16 protein-coding genes are annotated in these 19,155 nt (G+C 74.4%); 4 read left to right on the forward strand and 12 right to left on the reverse strand.

What is annotated here, in order from left to right; all coding sequences use genetic code 11:
- Window positions 1-251: 251 nt before the first annotated feature.
- On the reverse strand, window positions 252-458 hold the full coding sequence (locus ABZ951_RS31300) for a hypothetical protein (RefSeq protein WP_344090197.1): 207 nt from the start codon (window positions 456-458) through the stop codon (window positions 252-254).
- Between the two features lie 622 nt (window positions 459-1,080).
- Between ABZ951_RS31300 and ABZ951_RS31305 the strand changes: the two genes are divergently transcribed.
- Entirely contained in the window at window positions 1,081-2,337 is a 1,257-nt protein-coding gene (locus ABZ951_RS31305) for a protein kinase (RefSeq protein WP_361281415.1), read from the forward strand.
- Window positions 2,338-2,502: 165 nt separating this feature from the next.
- Here ABZ951_RS31305 and ABZ951_RS31310 read toward each other — a convergent pair whose 3' ends face one another.
- The 8 genes from ABZ951_RS31310 to ABZ951_RS31345 all read right to left on the reverse strand — a co-directional run bounded on the left by ABZ951_RS31310 (window position 2,503) and on the right by ABZ951_RS31345 (window position 14,167).
- Window positions 2,503-3,321 carry an RNA methyltransferase gene (locus tag ABZ951_RS31310; RefSeq protein WP_344098126.1) on the reverse strand — a complete coding sequence of 273 codons (819 nt, stop codon included), beginning with the start codon at window positions 3,319-3,321 and terminating at the stop codon, window positions 2,503-2,505.
- A gap of 61 nt (window positions 3,322-3,382) precedes the next feature.
- Window positions 3,383-4,618, reverse strand: a complete 1,236-nt coding sequence (gene cobA, locus ABZ951_RS31315) for a uroporphyrinogen-III C-methyltransferase (RefSeq protein WP_344098128.1) — start codon at window positions 4,616-4,618, stop codon at window positions 3,383-3,385.
- Window positions 4,619-4,851: 233 nt separating this feature from the next.
- Entirely contained in the window at window positions 4,852-9,000 is a 4,149-nt protein-coding gene (cobT, locus tag ABZ951_RS31320; RefSeq protein WP_361281400.1) for a nicotinate-nucleotide--dimethylbenzimidazole phosphoribosyltransferase, read from the reverse strand.
- A gap of 218 nt (window positions 9,001-9,218) precedes the next feature.
- Window positions 9,219-10,427: a precorrin-6y C5,15-methyltransferase (decarboxylating) subunit CbiE gene (cbiE, locus tag ABZ951_RS31325; RefSeq protein ID WP_361281403.1), complete on the reverse strand. Its 1,209-nt coding sequence runs from the start codon at window positions 10,425-10,427 to the stop codon at window positions 9,219-9,221.
- Between the two features lie 94 nt (window positions 10,428-10,521).
- Window positions 10,522-11,163 (reverse strand): GNAT family N-acetyltransferase, encoded by a 642-nt coding sequence (locus ABZ951_RS31330; RefSeq protein ID WP_344093161.1) that lies wholly within the window; start codon window positions 11,161-11,163, stop codon window positions 10,522-10,524.
- Window positions 11,164-11,350: 187 nt separating this feature from the next.
- Complete coding sequence (locus tag ABZ951_RS31335; RefSeq protein WP_344093164.1) at window positions 11,351-12,205, reverse strand: MetQ/NlpA family ABC transporter substrate-binding protein; 855 nt, start codon at window positions 12,203-12,205, stop codon at window positions 11,351-11,353.
- An 82-nt stretch (window positions 12,206-12,287) separates the two neighbouring features.
- A complete protein-coding gene (locus ABZ951_RS31340; protein WP_344093167.1) occupies window positions 12,288-13,061 on the reverse strand; it encodes a methionine ABC transporter permease in 774 nt (257 codons plus the stop codon).
- Window positions 13,058-14,167, reverse strand: coding sequence for an ATP-binding cassette domain-containing protein (locus tag ABZ951_RS31345; protein ID WP_344093261.1), 1,110 nt, complete (start codon window positions 14,165-14,167; stop codon window positions 13,058-13,060). Before ABZ951_RS31345 ends, ABZ951_RS31340 begins: the two co-directional genes overlap by 4 nt.
- A 622-nt stretch (window positions 14,168-14,789) precedes the next feature.
- Between ABZ951_RS31345 and ABZ951_RS31350 the strand changes: the two genes are divergently transcribed.
- Complete coding sequence (locus ABZ951_RS31350) at window positions 14,790-15,149, forward strand: hypothetical protein (protein WP_344093169.1); 360 nt, start codon at window positions 14,790-14,792, stop codon at window positions 15,147-15,149.
- A 2-nt stretch (window positions 15,150-15,151) separates the two neighbouring features.
- Entirely contained in the window at window positions 15,152-15,580 is a 429-nt protein-coding gene (locus tag ABZ951_RS31355) for a hypothetical protein (RefSeq protein WP_344093172.1), read from the forward strand.
- A gap of 140 nt (window positions 15,581-15,720) precedes the next feature.
- Here ABZ951_RS31355 and ABZ951_RS31360 read toward each other — a convergent pair whose 3' ends face one another.
- The 3 genes from ABZ951_RS31360 to ABZ951_RS31370 all read right to left on the reverse strand — a co-directional run bounded on the left by ABZ951_RS31360 (window position 15,721) and on the right by ABZ951_RS31370 (window position 18,154).
- Entirely contained in the window at window positions 15,721-16,245 is a 525-nt protein-coding gene (locus ABZ951_RS31360; RefSeq protein ID WP_344093174.1) for a GNAT family N-acetyltransferase, read from the reverse strand.
- A 79-nt stretch (window positions 16,246-16,324) separates the two neighbouring features.
- Complete coding sequence (locus ABZ951_RS31365) at window positions 16,325-16,852, reverse strand: sigma-70 family RNA polymerase sigma factor (protein WP_361281410.1); 528 nt, start codon at window positions 16,850-16,852, stop codon at window positions 16,325-16,327.
- A gap of 120 nt (window positions 16,853-16,972) precedes the next feature.
- Window positions 16,973-18,154 carry a glycerophosphodiester phosphodiesterase gene (locus tag ABZ951_RS31370; RefSeq protein ID WP_344093178.1) on the reverse strand — a complete coding sequence of 394 codons (1,182 nt, stop codon included), beginning with the start codon at window positions 18,152-18,154 and terminating at the stop codon, window positions 16,973-16,975.
- Between the two features lie 229 nt (window positions 18,155-18,383).
- Between ABZ951_RS31370 and ABZ951_RS31375 the strand changes: the two genes are divergently transcribed.
- Window positions 18,384-19,058: a lysophospholipid acyltransferase family protein gene (locus ABZ951_RS31375; protein ID WP_344093179.1), complete on the forward strand. Its 675-nt coding sequence runs from the start codon at window positions 18,384-18,386 to the stop codon at window positions 19,056-19,058.
- Window positions 19,059-19,155 lie beyond the last annotated feature (97 nt).

A 19,155-nucleotide genomic window follows, 5' to 3' on the forward strand; every position in this document is an offset into this window, starting at 1 on the left:
CTGAAGGCCCCTGAAGGCCCAGAGCCCCTCACGGTTTGCAGTCTGCTGCTGCGCGCCAACCGGTTTCGGCGAACCGGCGGTTGGCCGCCCGGCCACCCGGCCTTTGCCTGCGGCCTTTGCGCGCGGAAACCCGACGGCCGGGTACCTCCCCAGGTACCCGGCCTGTCGTGCCGTCCGCCGCGCCCCCGTCCCCACGGGGTTGATCAGCCGGTCTGTCCCCGGCCCGGGCCGCTCTCCCGGGCCCGGGGCGCTCAGCGCCCCAGCATTCCGGCCACGGACGACGCTTGTGTGACGACGGCGTCCCAGCCGCCGAAGACGACGGCGAGGAGCACCGCCAGGGGCAGCACCATGGCGGCGGCCACCAGCGGATGGCGGGTGCCGGACGGTGCGGTGGCGAAGGCGTCCGCGGCCCGGTGGCCACGGTCCCGGCCGGCCGTGCGTCCCACGGTGTCCGCCATCGTCCTTCTCCTGCCGTTCGGTGTATCCCACCTGTCCCGCGCTGTCCTGTTGCAGGAGCGGCGGGCGTCTGACCTCGGGGGACGAGTGCTACACCCGCCGCTCGAGAACCACCCTAGGCGCGGGCCGCTCCCCGGTCGTCATGCCCGCGTACCGCTTGCCCGGCCTCCCGGAGGATGAGCGGGCCCGGGGCGGGTACTCCTCTGGTTGGAGACGGGCCGCCCGGACCCCGGGGACTTCCCGGAGGGGGCGCCCGCGCCCCGGACCGTACCGGTAGGGGTGACTTCGCTCACTTCTGTCACCCTGGGGCTCGTCAAGATCATTGCTCTGTGCCCCGCCGGGCCCGCAGCCGTCCCGCTCGTCACGGCCGTCTCCTCCCTCCCCTCGGCCGCTCCGCTCCGCCCGCCCGGTCCGCCCCTGAGCGGCCCAACGTCCCGCGCCTGCCCGCCCCTTGGGCGCGGGCGTCCGCGCCGGTGGCGCGCAACGCGCTCTCCGCGCCGGTGCTTCGGGCCCGCCGCCCGGCCCGGAGAATCCCGTCGCCGACGCATGCGCGGCCTATCAGCGCGCCCGCCCGTCAATCCGTAAGCTGGGCCCCGTCAGACGGACCGGGCAGCGGGGATGAAGATGGCGATGATGCGGCTCCGGCGCGAGGACCCGCGTGTCGTCGGCTCGTTCCGGCTTCACCGCCGGCTGGGCGCAGGCGGCATGGGCGTGGTGTACCTCGGCTCCGACCGGCGTGGACAGCGGGTGGCGCTGAAGGTGATCCGGCCGGATCTGGCGGAGGACCAGGAGTTCCGTTCGCGGTTCGCGCGTGAGGTGTCGGCGGCCCGGCGGATCCGGGGCGGCTGTACGGCGCGGCTGGTGGCCGCGGATCTCGACGCGGACCGGCCGTGGTTCGCGACCCAGTACGTGCCCGGGCCCTCGCTGCACGACAAGGTGAACGAGGAGGGGCCGCTGTCGGCGGCTCAGACCGCGTCCATCGGGGCGGCGTTGGCCGAGGGGCTGCTCGCCGTGCACGACGCGGGGGTGGTCCACCGCGACCTCAAGCCGTCGAACATCCTGCTGTCCCCCAAGGGCCCCCGCATCATCGACTTCGGCATCGCGTGGGCGACCGGTGCCAGCACCCTGACGCACGTCGGCACGGCCGTCGGATCGCCGGGCTTCCTCGCGCCCGAACAGGTGCGCGGCGCGGCGGTGACCCCGGGGACGGACGTCTTCGCCCTGGGGGCCACGCTCGCCTACGCCTCGACGGCGGACTCGCCCTTCGGGCAGGGCAGTTCGGAGGTCATGCTCTATCGCGTCGTGCACGAGGAGCCGCAGCTGATGGCCGTGCCGGACGCGCTGGCGCCGCTGGTGCACGCCTGTCTGGCGAAGGATCCCGAGGAGCGGCCGAGCACGCTGCAGCTGTCGCTGCGGCTGAAGGAGATCGCGGCGCGGGAGGCGCACGGGCTGCCGGACAGCCGGGGCCCGGTCCGGCGGGAGCCCGACCGCCCGTCGGGCCGGCGGGCCTCGGAGTACGCGGATCAGCGCACCGAGCGGCGTACGGTGCAGGCCCCGGCTCCCCGCCCGCAGGGCCCGTCCCGCCCGGCCGACCAGGGGCGGCCGGCGGTGCCGCGGCCCGCCCGGCGCCCGGGTGGCGCGGCGCGCAAGGGCGCCCGCCCGGGGGCTCGTCCGGGGACCGGCGCCCGGCGCCCGGGGCCGGACCGGCGGCTGATGCGGCAGCGGCTGACCGTGTTCGTCGTGGTGACGCTGCTGGTCGCGCTGGGCATCGCGGTGGCCCAGGGCTGCCAGGGCCCGGCCAGCAGCATGGGAGAGCTTCCCCGGGTACCGGCGGTGTCTCAGAGCGGTGGGGCGGCCGGCGCGCCGCCGGGTGGTTCCTGAGCGGGTCCGCCCTTGCCGCCCGCGGTTGCGTTTTGCCGCCCTGCGGCGGCGAGCGCCCTGCGGGCGCGTCCTCAATCTCCCCCAGCTAACGCTGGGAGGTGCCCCCAGACGGGCTGATTCGGCTGAGCTCAGCCGATGTCAACCCGTCTGTCACGTCGGTCGGGGTCAGCCCGTCGGCCGACCCGTCGCTACCGCGTAGAACGCCACGGCCGCCGCCGCGCCCACGTTGAGGGAGTCGACCCCCAGGGCCATCGGGATCCGGACCCATTCGTCGGCCGCCCGCAGCGCACGGGCCGAGAGGCCCTCGCCTTCCGCGCCCAGCATCAGCGCGACCCGGTCCAGGCGATGCGGCGCGGCCTCGTCGAAGGAGGTGGCCTTCTCGTCCGGGGTGAGGGCCAGGATGCGGAAGCCCGCCTCCCGGACGGTCTCCAGGTCGCGGGGCCAGGTCTCCAGGCGCGCGTAGGGCACGGAGAAGACGGCGCCCATGGAGACCTTCACCGACCGCCGGTACAGGGGGTCGGCGCAGTCCGGGGAGAGCAGGACCGCGTCCATGCCCAGGGCGGCCGCGCTGCGGAAGATCGCCCCGATGTTGGTGTGGTCGTTGACCTTCTCCATCACGGCGACGCGGCGGGCGTCGCGCAGCAGGTCCGCGGGGGCCGGCAGGGGCTTGCGCTGCATGGAGGCGAGGGCGCCGCGGTGGACGTGATAGCCCGTCACCCGCTCGGCAAGTTCGGGGCTCACCGCGTAGACCGGGGCGGGGACCTCGTCGATGACGTCGCGCATGGTGTCCACCCACTTGGCCGACAGCAGCATCGAGCGCATGTCGTACCCCGCGTGGCGGGCGCGCCGGATGACCTTCTCGCCCTCGGCGATGAAGAGGCCCTCGGCCGGCTCGCGGCGGCGGCGCAACTCCACGTCGGTCAGGCCGGTGTAGTCGTGCAGGCGCGGGTCGTCGGGGTCGTCGATGGTGATGAGCTCGGCCACGGGGTGATACTGCCTTGTCCTGGTCGGGGGGTCGTCGGCGTGCTGGTGGGGGGCCGGGCGGTTACGGGCCGACCGTCACGACATCGCCGATGACGATGACGGCGGGGGGCCGTATGCCCTCGGCCTTGACGCGCTCCCCCACCGTGGCGAGGGTCGCGTCGACGCGGCGCTGGGCGGCGGTGGTACCTTCCTGCACCACGGCCACGGGGGTGTCCGCGGCGCGGCCGTGGCCGATGAGGGTGGCGGCGATCGCGCCGATGTTCTCGACCGACATCAGCAGCACGAGCGTCCCGCGCAGCCGGGCGAGGGCCGCCCAGTCGACCAGCGAGCGCGGGTCGTCCGGGCCGACGTGGCCGCTGGCGACGGTGAACTCGTGGGCCACGCCCCGGTGGGTGACCGGGATCCCGGCGGCGCCGGGGACGCTGATGGTGCTGGAGATGCCGGGGACGACGGTGCAGGGGATGCCGTGCTCGGCCAGCGCCTGGACCTCTTCCATGCCGCGGCCGAAGACGAAGGGGTCGCCGCCCTTCAGCCGGACGACGGTCTTCCCCGCCCGGGCGTGCTCGACGAGCGCGTTGTTGATGGCCTCCTGGGCCATGAACCGGCCGTAGGGGATCTTCGCCGCGTCGATCACCTGGACGTGCGGGGGGAGTTCGTCGAGCAGGTCGCGGGGGCCGAGGCGGTCGGCGATGACGACGTCGGCCTCGGCGAGCAGCCGGCGGCCGCGCACGGTGATGAGGTCCGGGTCGCCGGGGCCGCCGCCGACGAGGGAGACGCTGCCCGCGCCGGTGCCCCGGCCGCGGTAGCGCGGTGCGGCCAGCGAGCCGTCGCGCAGGCCCTCGACTATGGCGTCGCGCACGGCGGCGGAGCGGCGGGGGTCCGAGCCGGTCAGCACGGCGACGGTGACGCCCTCGCTGCGGCCGGTGGCCGGGGTCCAGGCGGAGGCCGCGGCGGCGTCGTCGCTGCGGACGGCCCAGACGCGGCGGGCCTCGGCCTCGGCGGAGGCGGCGGCGTTGGCGGCGGGGTCGTCGGTGGAGATCAGGGCGTACCAGGCGCCGTCGAGGTCGCCGTCGCGGTAGCGGCGGCGCTCCCAGCGCACCTCGCCGGCCACGGCCATCGCCTCGACGGACGGGGTGGCGGACGGCGAGATCAGCAGGACGCGCGCGCCCGCGGCGACCAGGGCGGGCAGCCTGCGCTGGGCCACTTGTCCGCCGCCGAGGACGACGACGTGCCGCCCGGTGAGACGCAGTCCGACGGGGTAGGCGGCCGGGTCGGAGTGCTGGGCGTGCTCAGCCATGGCGGTGCTGCTCTCCTCGTGCGATGCGCTGGCCGCTGCGGCACTGAAGCGGCTGGTGAAGGGGCACGGCCCCTGTTGGGGGACACCTTACGGGGCGGCTGCCCCGGGCATCTCGCGGACCGTCGGAGCCGGGCGGCGGAGCGGGCCGGGACCGCGCCGCCCCCGGCCGCCGGGGGCGGTCGGGGGTCGGGGGTCGGGGCGTGTCGTGCGGGGTGCCCGGTGCCGGGCGGGCGTCAGCCCTTCTCGGTGACGCCGGCCGAGTCGAACGTCGCCACCTCGTGCATGGCGCGGGCGGCGCTCTGCACGACCGGCAGGGCCAGCAGCGCGCCCGTGCCCTCGCCCAGGCGCAGGTCGAGGTCGACCAGCGGCCGCAGGCCGAGCTTGGTGAGGGCGGCGACGTGGCCGGGCTCGGCGCTGCGGTGGCCCGCGATGCAGGCGGCGAGCGCCTCGGGGGCGATGGCGCGGGCCACGAGGGCCGCGGCGCCCGCGCTCACCCCGTCGAGGATCACCGGGGTGCGCAGGGAGGCGCCGCCCAGGATCAGCCCGACGAGCGCGGCGTGCTCCAGCCCGCCGACCGCGGCGAGGACGCCGACGGGGTCCTTGGGGTCCGGCTGGTGCAGTTCCAGGGCGCGCCGCACGACGTCGATCTTCCGGGCGTGCATCTCGTCGTTGATGCCGGTGCCGCGGCCGGTGATCTCGGCCGGGTCGGCGCCGGTGTAGACGGAGACGAGGGCGGCCGACACGGTGGTGTTGGCGATGCCCATCTCTCCGGTCAGCAGGGCCTTGTTGCCGGCCGCGACCAGGTCGCGGGCCGTCTCGATGCCCACCTCGACGGCGCGCAGCGCCTCCTCGCGGGACATCGCGGGGCCGGCGGTGAAGTCGCTCGTGCCGGGCCGGATCTTGCGGGGAATGAGGCCGGGCGTGCTGGGGAGCTCGCCCACGACGCCGACGTCGACCACGCAGACCTCGGCGCCGACCTGGTTGGCGAAGGCGTTGCACACGGCGCCGCCGCCCAGGAAGTTGGCCACCATCTGGGAGGTGACCTCCTGCGGCCACGCGGTGACGCCCTGGGCGTGCACGCCGTGGTCACCCGCGAAGATCGCCACGGCGGCGGGCTCCGGGATGGGCGGCGGGCACTTGCGGGACAGGCCGCACAGCTGCGCGGAGATGATCTCCAGCATGCCGAGGGCGCCGGAGGGCTTGGTCATCCGCTTCTGGCGCTCCCACGCCTCGCCGAGCGCCTTGGCGTCCAGCGGGCGGATGCCGCGCAGGGTCTCGGAGAGCAGGTCGTGCGGGTCCTCGCCGGGCAGCGCGCGCCGCCCGTACGTCTCCTCGTGGACGACCCAGGACAGGGGGCGGCGCTTGGACCAGCCGGCCTGCATCAGCTCGGGCTCGTCCGGGAACTCGTCGACGTAGCCGACGCACAGGTAGGCCACGACCTCCAGGTGGTCGGGCAGGCCGAGGGCGCGGACCATCTCGCGCTCGTCGAAGAAGCTCACCCAGCCGACGCCGAGGCCCTCGGCGCGGGCGGCGAGCCAGAGGTTCTCGACGGCGAGCGCGGAGGAATACGGGGCCATCTGCGGCTGGGTGTGCCGGCCGAGGGTGTGGCGGCCGCCGCGGGTCGGGTCGGCGGTGACGACGATGTTGACCGGGGTGTCGAGGATCGCCTCGATCTTCAGGTCCTTGAACTGCTTGGCGCGCGCCTTGGGCAGGGACTTCGCGTAGGCGTCCCGCTGGCGGGCGACCAGTTCGTGCATCGTGCGCCGGGTCTCGGCGGAGCGGATGACGACGAAGTCCCAGGGCTGGGAGTGTCCGACGCTGGGCGCGGTGTGCGCGGCTTCGAGGACGCGCAGGAGCACCTCGTGCGGGACGGGGTCGGTGCGGAAGCCCTGGCGGATGTCCCGGCGCTCGCGCATGACGCGGTGGACGGCCTCGCGCTCGGCGTCGCCGAATCCGACGGCGGCGGGGCCGGCGGGCTCGACCGGCTCGGCGGGCTCTTCCGGTGCCTCTTCCGGTGCCGACTCCCCCGGTGCCTGCTCGGCGGGGGCCGCGGCCTCCGGCTCGGCGGCCTGGGGCTCCACGGTCTCGGGGGCGGCGGCCTCAGGGGCCACTGCTTCGGGCGACGCGGCCTCGGGGGCTGCGGGCGCGGGGTCCTGCGGGGCCTCGGGGGCGGCTTCGGAGGCGAGAGCCTCCGGCTCGGGGGCGGCCTCGGGTGCGGCCGCTTCGGGCTGCGGGGCGGGCTCGGGGGCCGGCTCGGCCGACACCTCGGGCTGGGCCTCGGATGCGGCGGCGACGGGCTCGGCGTCGGCCGTCACCGCCTGCGCGGGCTCGGCGGGCTCGGCGGGCTCGGCGGCGGGCGCCTCGACGGGGGCCACGGCCTCCGGCTCGACGGCCTCAACGACGTCGGTGACCTCGACGGCCTCAACGACCTCGGTGGCCTCAGCGGCGGGCGGCTCGGCCTGCTCGGTCACCGGCGTGACGGCCGGGGCCTGGGCGACCTGCTGCGCCGGTTCGGCGGCCGGGGCCTGGGGCGCGGCGGCCTCCGGCAGGGCCTCGGCGGCCGGTTCCTGCGCCACGACGGCCTCGGGGGCCGGCTCGGCGGCGGGCGTCTCGGGTGCCGGCGCGGGAGCCGCCTGGGCCTCGGGCTCGGTCTCGGTGGCAGGGGCCTGCTGGGGAGCCGCGGCGGCCGGTGCCGGCACCTCGGCGGGGGCGTCCGCCGGTGCGGGGGCCGCCACGGCGCCGGCCGGGGCGGGCTCGGCCTCGGCGGGTGCCTCGGCCGGGGCCTCCTGCTGCACGGGCTGGGCGACGGGCTCCGGCACCGCGACCGGCTCCGGCTGCTCGGGCACCTGGGCCACCGGCTCGGGGGCGGCGGGCACGGGCTCCACGACGGCCGGGGCCTGCGCCTCGGCGACGGGCTCCACGACCGGAGCGGGAGCGGGCGCCTCAGGCAGCACCTCAGTCGTCTCAGGGGTCTCCACGGCCTCAGGGGCCTCGACAGCCTCAGGGCTCTCGACGGCCTCAACGGCCGGCGCCGGGACGGTCTCCGCGACGGCGGGCGCGGGCTGCGCCTCGACGGCGGACTGCGCGCCGGCGGCGGGCGGCGCGCTCTCGGGCGCCGGCTCGACGACCGGGGCCTGCTGCTCCGGCACGGCGGCCGCGGGCACGGCTACGGGCTCCACAGGGGCCTCGGGCGCGGCCTCCGCGACAACGGCTGTCTCCGCAACAGGCGCGGTCTCCACGGCGGCGGGGGCCTGGACGACGGGCTCCGCGGGCGCGGGAACCGGCTCCGCGGCGGCGGGAGTCGGCACCTCGGCAAGGGGCTCGGCAACGGGCGCGGCAACGGGCTCGGCGACCGACGCGGCAACAGGCTCGGGCTGCGCGCTCTCCGGCGCCGGCTCGGCCGCGGGGGCCTCGGCCACCGGCGCGGGAAGGGGCGCGGGCGCCGGGTCCTGGGCTGCCGCGGCGGCCGGCGCGGCCTCCGCGACGAGGCGGGCGATCGCCTGCTCGGCTGCCTGCGGCACGGACGGCACCGGCGGCTCGGCGGCGGGCGCGGGCGCCTGCTGCGCGTCGTGCTGCGCCGGGGCGCTCGCCACGGCGGGTGACGGCACATCAGCGGCGGGCGCGGGGACGGGCTCGGCCGGCGCCTGGGCGGCGGGCTCCGTACCCGGGGAGGGCTGCGGGAGGCTTTCGGCGACTATCGCGTGTCCCGCCTCGGGCACCTGCTCGACGCGGTCGGCCGTGGCCGTGCCCGCGCCGCCCTGCGGCGGGACGAAGGCGACAGCGGGCCCCTCGGCCGGTGCCTGCGCCACGGCCGGGGACTGCTGCGGCTGGGCATCCCACGTGCCCGGCTGCTGCTGCGGGACCTCGCCGAGCCGCGGGACGGCCTGGCCGGCGCCGTCGGTGTCGCCGTGCGTGACGTCGAGGTACTCGGGGCCCTGCCCGGGGGCCGGGGTGAGGGGCCTGGCGGCAGCGGCGGGGGGCGGGGTGGCCGGGCCGCGGTCGGCGAGGGAGCGCACGACGCCGCCGGTGGGGTCGGGCACGGGCGGTCCCATGTGCAGCGGGCGCCGCGGGGCCGCGGGGGCGGCCGGCGGCGTGCGGACGTCGCCGAAGTCGACGGAGCCGGTGTCCCGGCCGCCGGTCTCGTGCGTGCCGCCCTGGACCGGTGTCTGGTCCATCCAGGCGCCCTGGGCGCCCGGCATCAGCAGCAGGTCGTCCTCCTCGGCACCCTCCGCCTCACCGGCGTCGGTGTGGTCGAGGAAGGTGAACGCGGTGGGAGCGCCGGGATCGGCAGGGGCTACGGCTTCCGTGGGGAACGGCTGGCCGGGCAGCGCGCCTGCGTTCTCCGGCTGTCCCTCGCCCGGGAACTGGCCGGTGTCGGTCATGCGTACCCCTCGCCCATCGGTAGTGCTCCTTCCAACCGCTCACGCCCATAGTCAAGAACGAGCGTCCATGCCTCGCGGCACGTTGCATGTCGCCCGCCCCTACCTTGCCGTGCTCCCGCCAAAAGGAGGGTGCGTTCGGGACATTGACGACTGTGGTGTCGGACACCGAAGGGCGGTACAACGATCCGCCAGCCTACCTCCCACCGGGAAGGGCCAGGTCACAGGTGGGTTCGGCGTCCGCTCAGCAGGAAGACCACGGACCGCTCGCGCTCCGTCCAGGCGGTGGTGTCCAGGTCCACCGCCTGGAGCAGCGCGCACTCCACGGCGTACCCGCCCTCGGCGAGCGCCCGGCCGACGGCCTCGGCGTCGTCGCGGTTCGCGGCGTGGGCGACGATCCGCTCGGGGCGGCGCTCGGCGCACGCGGCGACGACCGGGGCGCCGCCGCCGCCCACGCGGACGACGTCGGGCTCGGGGAGGTCCTCCAGGACGTGGGGCGCGGTGCCGTGGACGACCTGCAGTTGCACGCCGTGGTGGCGGGCGGCCGATATGGCGCGCCCGCAGGCGTCCGCGTCGCGGTCCACGGCGATGACGGCGGCGCCGAACCGGGCGGCCTCGACGGCGGCGGCGCCGGTGCCGGAGCCGATGTCCCACACCAGGTCGCCCACGCGGGGGCCGAGCCGGGCCAGTTGGGCGGCCCGCAGCTCGGTGGACTCGCCCTCGCCGGGGGTGCCGCCGTAGGCGCCGGCGGGCAGGGCCCAGCCGCGGGCGGCCGCGGGGCCGGGGTCGCGGCCGGCGATCCAGCCGGCGCCGGGGGTGCCGGCGCCCGTGCCGCCGAGGACGATGACAACGTTGGGGTCGCGCCAGGCGTGGTCGGCGGCCTTGTCGGAGGTGAGGACCGTGACCTGCTCGCGGGCGGTGCCCAGTTCCTCGCAGATGACGAAGGTGCGGTGGACGGGGCCGAGCAGCAGGGCGAGTTCGGCGGGGCCGGCGCCGGGTGAGGTGAGGACGGCGACCTTGGTGTGGGCGCGGCAGACGTTGACAGCGCGGCGCAGGTCGCGGCCGTGGGCGACGACGACCACGGCGTCGTCCCAGGGCATGCCGGCCCGGGCGAAGGCGGTGGCGACGGAGGAGACGGCGGGCACCACCTCGACCTCCAGGCCGTGCCGGGGTGCGCGCAGGGTGCGGACGACGCCGAAGAAGCCGGGGTCGCCGTCGGCGAGGACCACGGCGGTGCCGCGGTGGCCGGCGATGCGGCGGGCGGCGAGGTCGACGCTGCCGAGCCTGATGCGTTCGGCGGCCGGCGGGACCTCGGGCAGGGCCAGGTGGTGCCCGGCGCCGGCCACGAGGGTGGCGGCGGCCAGGGCGGAACGGGCCGCGTCCGTCAGCGGGGAGCCGTCCCACCCGATCACCGTGACCCGGTCGGCCATCGTCGTCAGTCTCCTGGGCTCGTGGGGGCGGGGCCCTCGGCGGGCGGGGGCAGGCTGAGAGTACCCCGGTTGGTCCGGACCGGAGCGGGCCGGTTCAGTGCCAGTCGGTGAAGGCGCCGGCGTAGTCGGAGCCGCCGGTCTGCTGCTCGCGCACCTCGTCGAGGTCTTCGGGGAGGAGGCTCCAGATGATGAGGTCGGTGCGGATCTCCGTCCACCCGCCGTCCTCGGTGCGGCTGCGCGCTATCCACGCGTTGCGCAGGACGCCTTCGCTGATGCAGCCGATCTTCTGGGCGACCTGCTGGGAGGCGGTGTTGTCGGCGGGGGTGCGCAGCTCGAGGCGCTCGAACTTCTGGTCGGCGAAGAGCCACTCGGCGACGGCGAGGACGGATTCGCAGGCGTAGCCCTCGCCGCGGGCCCAGGGGGCGACGATGTAGTCGATCTCGGCGGAGAGGGTGCGCCAGTCGAGGTGGTGCAGGTGCACACAGCCCACGAGGCGGTGGGTGAGGAACTCCGTGACCGCGAAGACGATTCCGCGGCCCTGGGTGCGCTCGGCGGGCGCCTGGCGCAGGGCCCAGTCGCGGGCGTGGACGGTGGTGAAGGGGTGGGGCACGGACGTCCAGGCGGTGACGAGTTCGTCGCTCATCATCTCCGCGAGGGCGGGTACGTCCTCCGCCTCGAACGGGCGCAGCACCAGCCGGTCCGTACTGATGGAGATGTCCGGGAAGGTGGATGTCATGTGCTGCTCCAACGCCGGGGAGGGTGGGCTCGGGGCGGGGCCGGCCCTGGGTTGAGTGCACCAGCATGCAGCATGGATACGTGGACGCGCCAAGCGCGTGGGCCCCGCGCACGCCGGTGGCGTGTGCGGGGCCCGAGGTCCGTGTGCGCCCGGGGCGCGTGCCCGGGGCCGGGGGTACCGGGTGGGGTCAGCTCTTGACCGGGCCGAAGGCCGGGAGGACGGAGCCGTCCTTGTACTTGTCCTCGATGAACTTCTTGACCTCGTCGGAGTTCAGGAGCTTGGCGAGCTTCTTCACCCGCTCGTCGTCCTCGTTGCCCTGCTTGACGGCGAGGAAGTTGGCGTAGGGGTTGCCGTCGGCCTTCTCCAGGGCGAGGGAGTCCTCGGAGGGCTTGAGCTTGGCGCCGATGGCGAAGTTGCCGTTGATGACCGCGGCCTGGACGTCGGCGAGGCGGGGGGCGATCTGCGGCGCCTCCAGCTCGATGAGCTTGAGGCCCTTCTTGTCCTCGACGTCGGCGAGCTTGGCGGTGGTGCCGGCGCCGGCCTTGAGGGTGATGACGCCGTTGTCGGCGAGCAGCTTCAGCGCGCGGCCCTGGTTGGAGGGGTCGTTGGGGATGGCGACGGTGTTGCCCGACTTCAGGTCGGAGAGCTTGTCGAGCTTCTTGGAGTAGAGGCCGAGGGGCTCGATCGCGACGTTCACGACGGGCACGATGTGCGTGCCGTTCTTCTTGTTGAACTCGTCGAGGAAGGGCTTGTGCTGGAAGAAGTTGGCGCCGACCTCGCCGGTGTTGGTGAGGTTGTTCGGCTGGATGTAGTCGTTGAGCTCCTTCACCTCCAGCTTCAGGCCCTCCTTCTCCGCCAGCTTGTCCTTGACGAAGCGGAGGATGGCGCCGTGCGGGGTGGGGCTGGCGGCGACGACGAGCGGGGAGCTCGCGTCGTCCTTGCCGCCCGAGGAGGAGTCGGAGGGCGCGCTGCAGGCGCTCGCGCCCAGGGAGAGGGCGGCGGCGGCCGCGACGGCGGCGGAGATCTTGATGATGTTGCGCACGAAGAGTGCCTCTTTCTTTTTCACACGAGTTCACGCGAGGTGGTGCGCCCGGCAAAGGGTCCGGGCTCGTGAGGGGGGTTGGTCAGGAGACCTTGGTCAGGGCGGTGGCCGGCTCCTCGGTCGCGGGGGTCGGGGTCAGGGGGGCCTCGGGGGTGCGACCGCGGCGCAGGCCGACGCGGAAGGATCCGGAGGCACGGGTGCCGCGGCCGGCGAGGCGGCGGACGACCAGGTCGCCGAGGAGCTGGACCACGGTGACCAGGACGATCAGCAGGACGACGGTGACGATCATCAGCCGGGTCTCGTACTGCTGGTAGCCGTAGGTGTAGGCGAGGTTGCCGAGCCCGCCGCCGCCGACGGCGCCGGCGATCGCGGAGTAGCCGATCAGGGTGATGACGGTGGTGGTGACCGCCGCGACGAGCGCGGGCAGGGCCTGCGGCAGCAGCACCTTGAAGATCACGGTCCAGGTGCCGCCGCCCATCGACTGGACGGCCTCGACCAGGCCGTGGTCGACCTCGCGCACGGCGGCTTCCACCAGGCGTGCGAAGAAGGGTATGGAGGCGATGGCGAGCGGGACGACGGCGCCCGTCGGGCCGATGGAGGTGCTGACGAGGAAGCGCGTGAAGGGGATCAGCACGACCATCAGGATGAGGAAGGGGAAGGAGCGGCCGATGTTCACGATCGCGCCGACGACCTTGTTCACCACGACGTTCTGCAGGAGGCCGCCGCGGTCGGTGAGGATCAGCAGGATGCCCAGCGGCACTCCGATCACGACCGCGTAGAACGTGGCCCACCACACCATGAACAGGGTGTCGAGGGAGTTGTTGTACAGCAGTGGCTGCATCTCGGACCAGCTCACTTGGCACCTTCCTGGAGAAGCTCGGAGCCCGCGGGCGCCGGGTGGGCGACGTCGGCGACGTCGACCTGGAGACCCTGCTCGCGCAGGAAGCCGATGGGCACGACGTTCTCCTCGAACCGGCCGGGCAGCTCGATGCGCATCCGGCCGATCTGGTTGCCGGCGACGGTGTCCATCGCGGCGCCCAGGATGGAGATGTCGATGTTGTACGTGCGCGACAGCTGCGAGATGACGGGCCGGGTCGCGGCCGCGCCGTGGAAGGTGACGTCGACGACCGTGCGGTCCGGGCCGGAGGGCTCGCCGCCGACCGGGAACAGCTCGGCGGCCAGCTCGGAGCCGGGGGTGGCCAGCAGCTCGGAGACGGTGCCGGACTCGATGACCCGGCCGTTCTTCATCAGGGCCGCGGAGTCGCAGATGGTCTTGACGACGTCCATCTCGTGGGTGATGAGGAGGACGGTCAGGCCGAGCTGCTGGTTGAGGTCGCGCAGCAGCTGGAGGATGGAGCGGGTGGTCTCCGGGTCGAGCGCGGAGGTCGACTCGTCGGAGAGCAGCACCTTGGGGTCGCCCGCCAGGGCGCGGGCGATGCCCACGCGCTGCTTCTGGCCGCCGGAGAGCTGGGCGGGGTACGCCTTGGCCTTGTCGGCCAGGCCCACGAGGTCGAGGAGTTCGAGGGCCTTGCGGCTGCGCTCCTGGCCGGAGATGCCGAGGATCTCCAGCGGCAGCTCGACGTTGCCCTGGACGGTCCGCGAGGAGAGGAGGTTGAAGTGCTGGAAGACCATGCCGATGCGGCTGCGGGCCCGGCGCAGGCCCGCGCTCGCCCGCTGGCCGCGTCCGGCGAGGGCGGTGAGGTCCTGGCCGGCCACGGTGACCGTGCCGGAGCTGGGGCGCTCCAGGAGGTTGACGCAGCGGATGAGGGTCGACTTGCCGGCGCCGCTCTGGCCGACGACGCCGTACACCTCGCCCTCGCGCACATGGAGGTCGACGCCGTCGAGGGCGGTGACCTCGCGGCCGCGTGAGCGGTAGACCTTTGTCAGGCCCGTAGTGGTGATCACAGGGGTTTCCGTCACTGTCGAGTGCGCGGCGTTCGTGGTGCCGGCACGGGCATTCATTGCGGAACGCGGCATCGGTGATCCCCGGCGGGCGCGTGGCGCGGCTTCGGGGTTCGTCCTGGTGACGCGGGGCGGAGCGGTCCGGGCCGGGTCCTTTGCGGGGACTGCCGGACAGGGGCTCTACGGGTCTCGCTTCGGGGCGCGAGGCACGGAACGGGGGCCCTCAGCGGTCACACATTCGACACATGCAACGAGCACCGGGCGTCGTGTTCGCCTCGGTCGCAAAGGTGCGGCTGCTCGTCGTGGTCATGCGGGAAGTAAAACAGAAGGATGTGCGACACGGCCAAGCCTGTCCGAATAGCGGACAGAATCGGCCACGCCTTGGACGCCGCGCGGGGCGCGGTGCGCCTCCCGCGGCGGCCTCGGCGCCATCGCCCGTGGCCTGCGCGGATACCGGCCGGAGAGCCCCGGCGCGACCGCTCCCGGCAGCCCGGTCCGGGGGCGGGATGTGGCCAAGGCCACGGACCCGGCCCCGCCTCCGGTCCCCCGGCGATCCGGTGGAGCGACACGGTCCGCCCACTCTCCCGCGCGGGGCCGCGCGCAGGGCGGGCCCGGCCGCCTATTAAAGTCGTCCCATGCTTGTCAAGCCCCATTCGCACGCCCGCGCCGCGCGGGGGCCACGGTGATCGACGCGCTGACGCTCGCGGTCGGCGTGGCCGCCCTCGCGCTGGCCGCCTGGTGCGGCTTCGCCTTCTCGCGCGACCAGCCCACCAAGGACTGGCACTTCCTCGCCATGGCCGTGGTGTCCGTCCTGGCGCTCGTCCAGCTCGTCGTCGGCCTGGTGCACCTCGGCGGCGGCGACGAGCCCGCGAAGGGCACCACGATCTTCGTGGCCTATCTGCTGGGCTCGGCGGCCACCGTCCCGGCCGCCGGCTTCATGTCGCTCGCGGAGCGGACCCGCTGGGGCTCGGCCACCGTGGCGGCCGGCGGCGTGATCCTGGCCGTGCTCGAAGTGCGGCTGTACGACATCTGGGGAGGCTGACCGTGACAGAACCCGCTACGCCCGCCAAGCCGGCCGTCAACCTCGGCGAGGGGCCGGGCCGGCTGCTGGTCTGGCTCTACGGGGTGTTCACCGTGGCGGCGGCGTCCCGCTCGGTCGTTCAGATGATCGTGGACTTCGGCCGGGCGCCGCTCGCCTACGTGCTGTCGGCACTCGCCGCGGTGGTGTACGCCTTCATCACGTACTCCCTGGTCCGCGGCGGACCGACGGCCCGCAGGGCGGCGCTGGTGTGCTGCGCCGCCGAGCTCGCCGGTGTCCTGGTGGTGGGCACGTGGACGCTCCTGGCGCCGGGCGACTTCCCCGACGCGACGGTCTGGTCCGACTTCGGGATGGGCTACCTCTTCATCCCCGTCATCCTGCCGGTGACGGCCATGGTCTGGCTGCGACGGGCGGCCCCCGGCGGCGCGCGCTAGGGCGTGTCTTACGCCCTAGGAGCCGACCGCGGCGGGCTCGGCGAAGCCCTGTGCGGTGCGGCCACGCCCGAAGGGGCGCGGGGAACCGCGCGACCGGCCACCGCGCACCCGCAGACGACGCGCCGACCGCCGGCAGACCGTCAGGCGCTCGCCGCGAAAGCGGGCTCGCTGCCGGCGTCCGTCGTGGACCCGACGCTCTTCTCCAGCGTCACCACGGTGAGTTCGCGGGTGACCCGCTCGGCGCCGACCTGCGCGTAGCCCCATTTGCGGTAAAGACGCAGACCGCCCTCGCTGCGGGCGCCGGTGGCCAGCCGGAACCGCCGGGCGGACCGCTCCCGCGCCAGCCGCTCCTCGACGGCGCCGAGCAGCCGGCCGCCCAGGCCGTGCCGCTGCATCCTGGGGTGCACGATCAGCCCGGTGATCAGGGCCGTGCCCTCCGGGTCGACCGTGCCGCGCACCGAGCCGACGACCTCGTCGCCGAGCCGGGCCACCAGCACACAGCCGTCCGCGAGCTCGGACCGCAGCGCGGTGAGGCTCTGGGTGAGGGGTTCGATGGAGTAGTCGCCGTAGAGCTCGGCTTCGCTCTGGTAGCAGAGGTACTGGAGTTTGAGGATCTGCTCGGCGTCGTTCTCGGTCGCCGCAGAGATGGTCACGCTCATGCCCATGTGGTCCGCCTCCCCTTTTCGGTTCGGTCCGCCCTGACAGGAGCCGTCGCGGGTACGTCGCCTCCGTGGCGCCGGTTGTCTAACGCTCCTTTCCCCCTCGTTCAGGAGACGCAACCTCCGCCGTGAGCATTCTGCGCAGGCAACCCAGGCAACGGGAACGTACCGGCCCCAAAGATCCTTGTGAGATACCCAACTCGCCTGCGATTTCGCGGTAGGTCGGGTCGTGGCGGGACAGCAGCGCGCTCAGCAGCCGGGGGCACCGGCCGGGCAGCCGGCGCACCGCGGCCCGCAGCGCCCGGCCCTCCTCGGCGGCGAGGACCGCCTGTTCGACGCAGGACCCGGGGCGGCCCGGCGGTTCGCCGGCGGTGGGGTCGTAGGGCACCTCGCGGCGGGTCCGGCGGCGGGCGACGCGGGCCTCGGCGCGGACCGCGGCGCGTAAGCGCAGGGCGGAGAGGGCCGGCCGGCTGCGGGCGGCCCTCTCGCTCAGCAGCCGCACCCAGACATCCTGTTCGAGGTCGGCGGCCTCGACGCCCGCCGCCGGTGCCTCCGCCGCGCACTCCGCCGCCAACAGCGGGCGCAGCGCGGTAAGAAGATCGTTCGGTGTCATGCCCGGCGGGACGTGGCCGGACGCCCCGCCGGTTTCCGCCGGGGCACGGGGCCACCCGTCCGTGTGAGGACGGGGGCCGCGTGCTGACGGCAGGAGACCGACGGGGCCGGGAGGAGACGCTTACTTCTTGACGAAGTCCGCGCGAGCCAGGGCCGCGGTGTCCGGATTATCGGAGAAGATCCCGTCGATGCCGGTCGCGAAGTACCGCTTGAACGCGCCGAAGGCGTCGCCGTAGGCGTTCGGGTCGGTGCCGCGGCGGAAGTCGGCGGGCAGGAAGCTGTTCTCGTTGCGCATGGTGTACGGGTGCAGGAGCAGCCCCGCCGCGTGCGCGTCGCGGACCAGCGTGGTCTCGCGGGTGAGCTTGTCGTTCTTGTCCCGGGGGATGATCAGGTTCAGCCAGGGGCCGATGCCCTGGGCGAAGCCGGAGACCCACTTCAGCCCCTCAGGGGTGATGAGGTCGGCGACGGTGCGCGGGTCCTTGGCCTCGGTGAAGTCCCAGGGCCGGGTGGGGAGGTCGTCCAGCAGGAGCACCTTCGGGCAGTCGACGCCGAGCCGGTTCAGCCGCTGGAGGCTGCTGGGCTCGAAGGACTGCAGGAAGGTGAAGGAGTTCCGGCCGGCGCGCCCGTAGCGGCGCAGCAGCTTGGCGAGGCGCTCCTCCAGGCCGAGCCCGGCCTTGCGGAAGTAGGTGGGGTGCTTGGTCTCGACGTGCAGCCAGACCGTGCGGCCGCGCTTGCGGCCCTGCTCGTCGGCCCACTTCAGGACCTCTTCGAAGGTCGGCACCTGCCAGCGGCCGTCGTAGACGGTGTTGTGCTGCCGGGTGCCGGGGATGCGCTCGGTGGCCCGCAGCGTCCTGAGCTCGGCGAGGGTGAAGTCCTCGGTGAACCAGCCGGTGTGGGACTCGCCGTCGACGGACTTGGTGGTCTTGCGGGAGGCGAACTCCGGCCGCTTGGCGACGTCGGTGGTCCCGGTGATGTCGTTCTCGTGCCGGCAGACCAGGTGGCCGTCCTTGGTGGGCACGACGTCCTGCTCGATGACGTCGGCGCCGTTGTCGAGGGCGAACTGGTAGGAGCCGAGGGTGTGCTCGGGCCGGGAGCCGCTCCCGCCGCGGTGACCTATGACGGTCGGCTTGGGCAGGTCCTTGTACGAGCCCGGTCCCCCGTGCCCGCGGCCGTGGCCCGCACTCGGCCCCTGCGGCGCGGCCGCGGCCGTGCCCGTTCCGGCACCGAGGGCGACCGCCCCCGCGCCGAGGGCCGCCGCGGCTCCCAGAAGGGTTCGCCTGCCCGGCCGCTGTCCCTGCTCCATGAACGCTCCTTGCTCTGTGTATCCGGGCCCCGTGGGGGTACCCGGCGGACGCGCCGATCGTAGACACGTGCGACTTCCCGTGGGAGGCCGAAGGTCAAACGACGTGCAAACTCATGTCAACACTGTGTATCGGTGAAGAAAAGCCGGGGTGCGGGGATGCAGTACCGACGAGTATGGTCACTCCCTGCGCAGGCATGCGCCACCTCGACCATCACGACCGGAGGGCCCGTTGTCCCGCATCTTGCTCAAGGCGTTCCTCGGATTGCTCATGCGCGTCCTGTACCGCCCCAAGGTGGAGGGCGCCGAGCACATTCCGGGGTCGGGACCGGTGATCCTGGCGGGCAGCCACGTCACGTTCGTCGATTCGCTCTTCCTCGCGCTGCTGGTCAAGCGGCAGGTGTTCTTCATCGGCAAGGACGAGTACGTCACGGGCAAGGGCCTCAAGGGCCGGCTGATGGCGTGGTTCTTCACCTCGTCCGGCATGATCCCGGTGGACCGGGACGGCGGCCGCGGCGGTGTCGCGGCGCTGATGACGGGCCGCCGGGTGCTGGACGAGGGCAAGGTCTTCGGCATCTACCCCGAGGGCACCCGCTCCCCCGACGGCCGGCTCTACCGGGGCCGGACCGGCATCGCCCGGCTCACGCTGATGACGGGCGCGCCGGTGGTCCCGTTCGCGATGATCGGGATCGACAAGGTCCAGCCGGGCGGCAAGGGGATGCTGCGGATCGCTCCGGTGACGGTGCGCTTCGGTGCGCCGCTGGAGTTCACCCGCTATGAGGGCATGGACCGCGACCGCTACGTGCTGCGCGCCGTCACCGACGAGGTCATGAGCGAGGTCATGAGCCTGTCGGGCCAGGAGTACGTGGACGTGTACGCCACCAGGGCCCGGGCCGAGGCCGCCTGAGGCCGCCGCACTTGTGCCCCGGGCGGGCTGGTTCCCGCTGGGCTTCCGGCTGACCTGCTACTACTACCGCAAGGCGTACTACCGGGGCTTCTGGGCC

The organism is Streptomyces sp. NPDC046215 (genome assembly GCF_040646215.1).
GTDB classification, from domain to species: domain Bacteria; phylum Actinomycetota; class Actinomycetes; order Streptomycetales; family Streptomycetaceae; genus Streptomyces; species Streptomyces stramineus.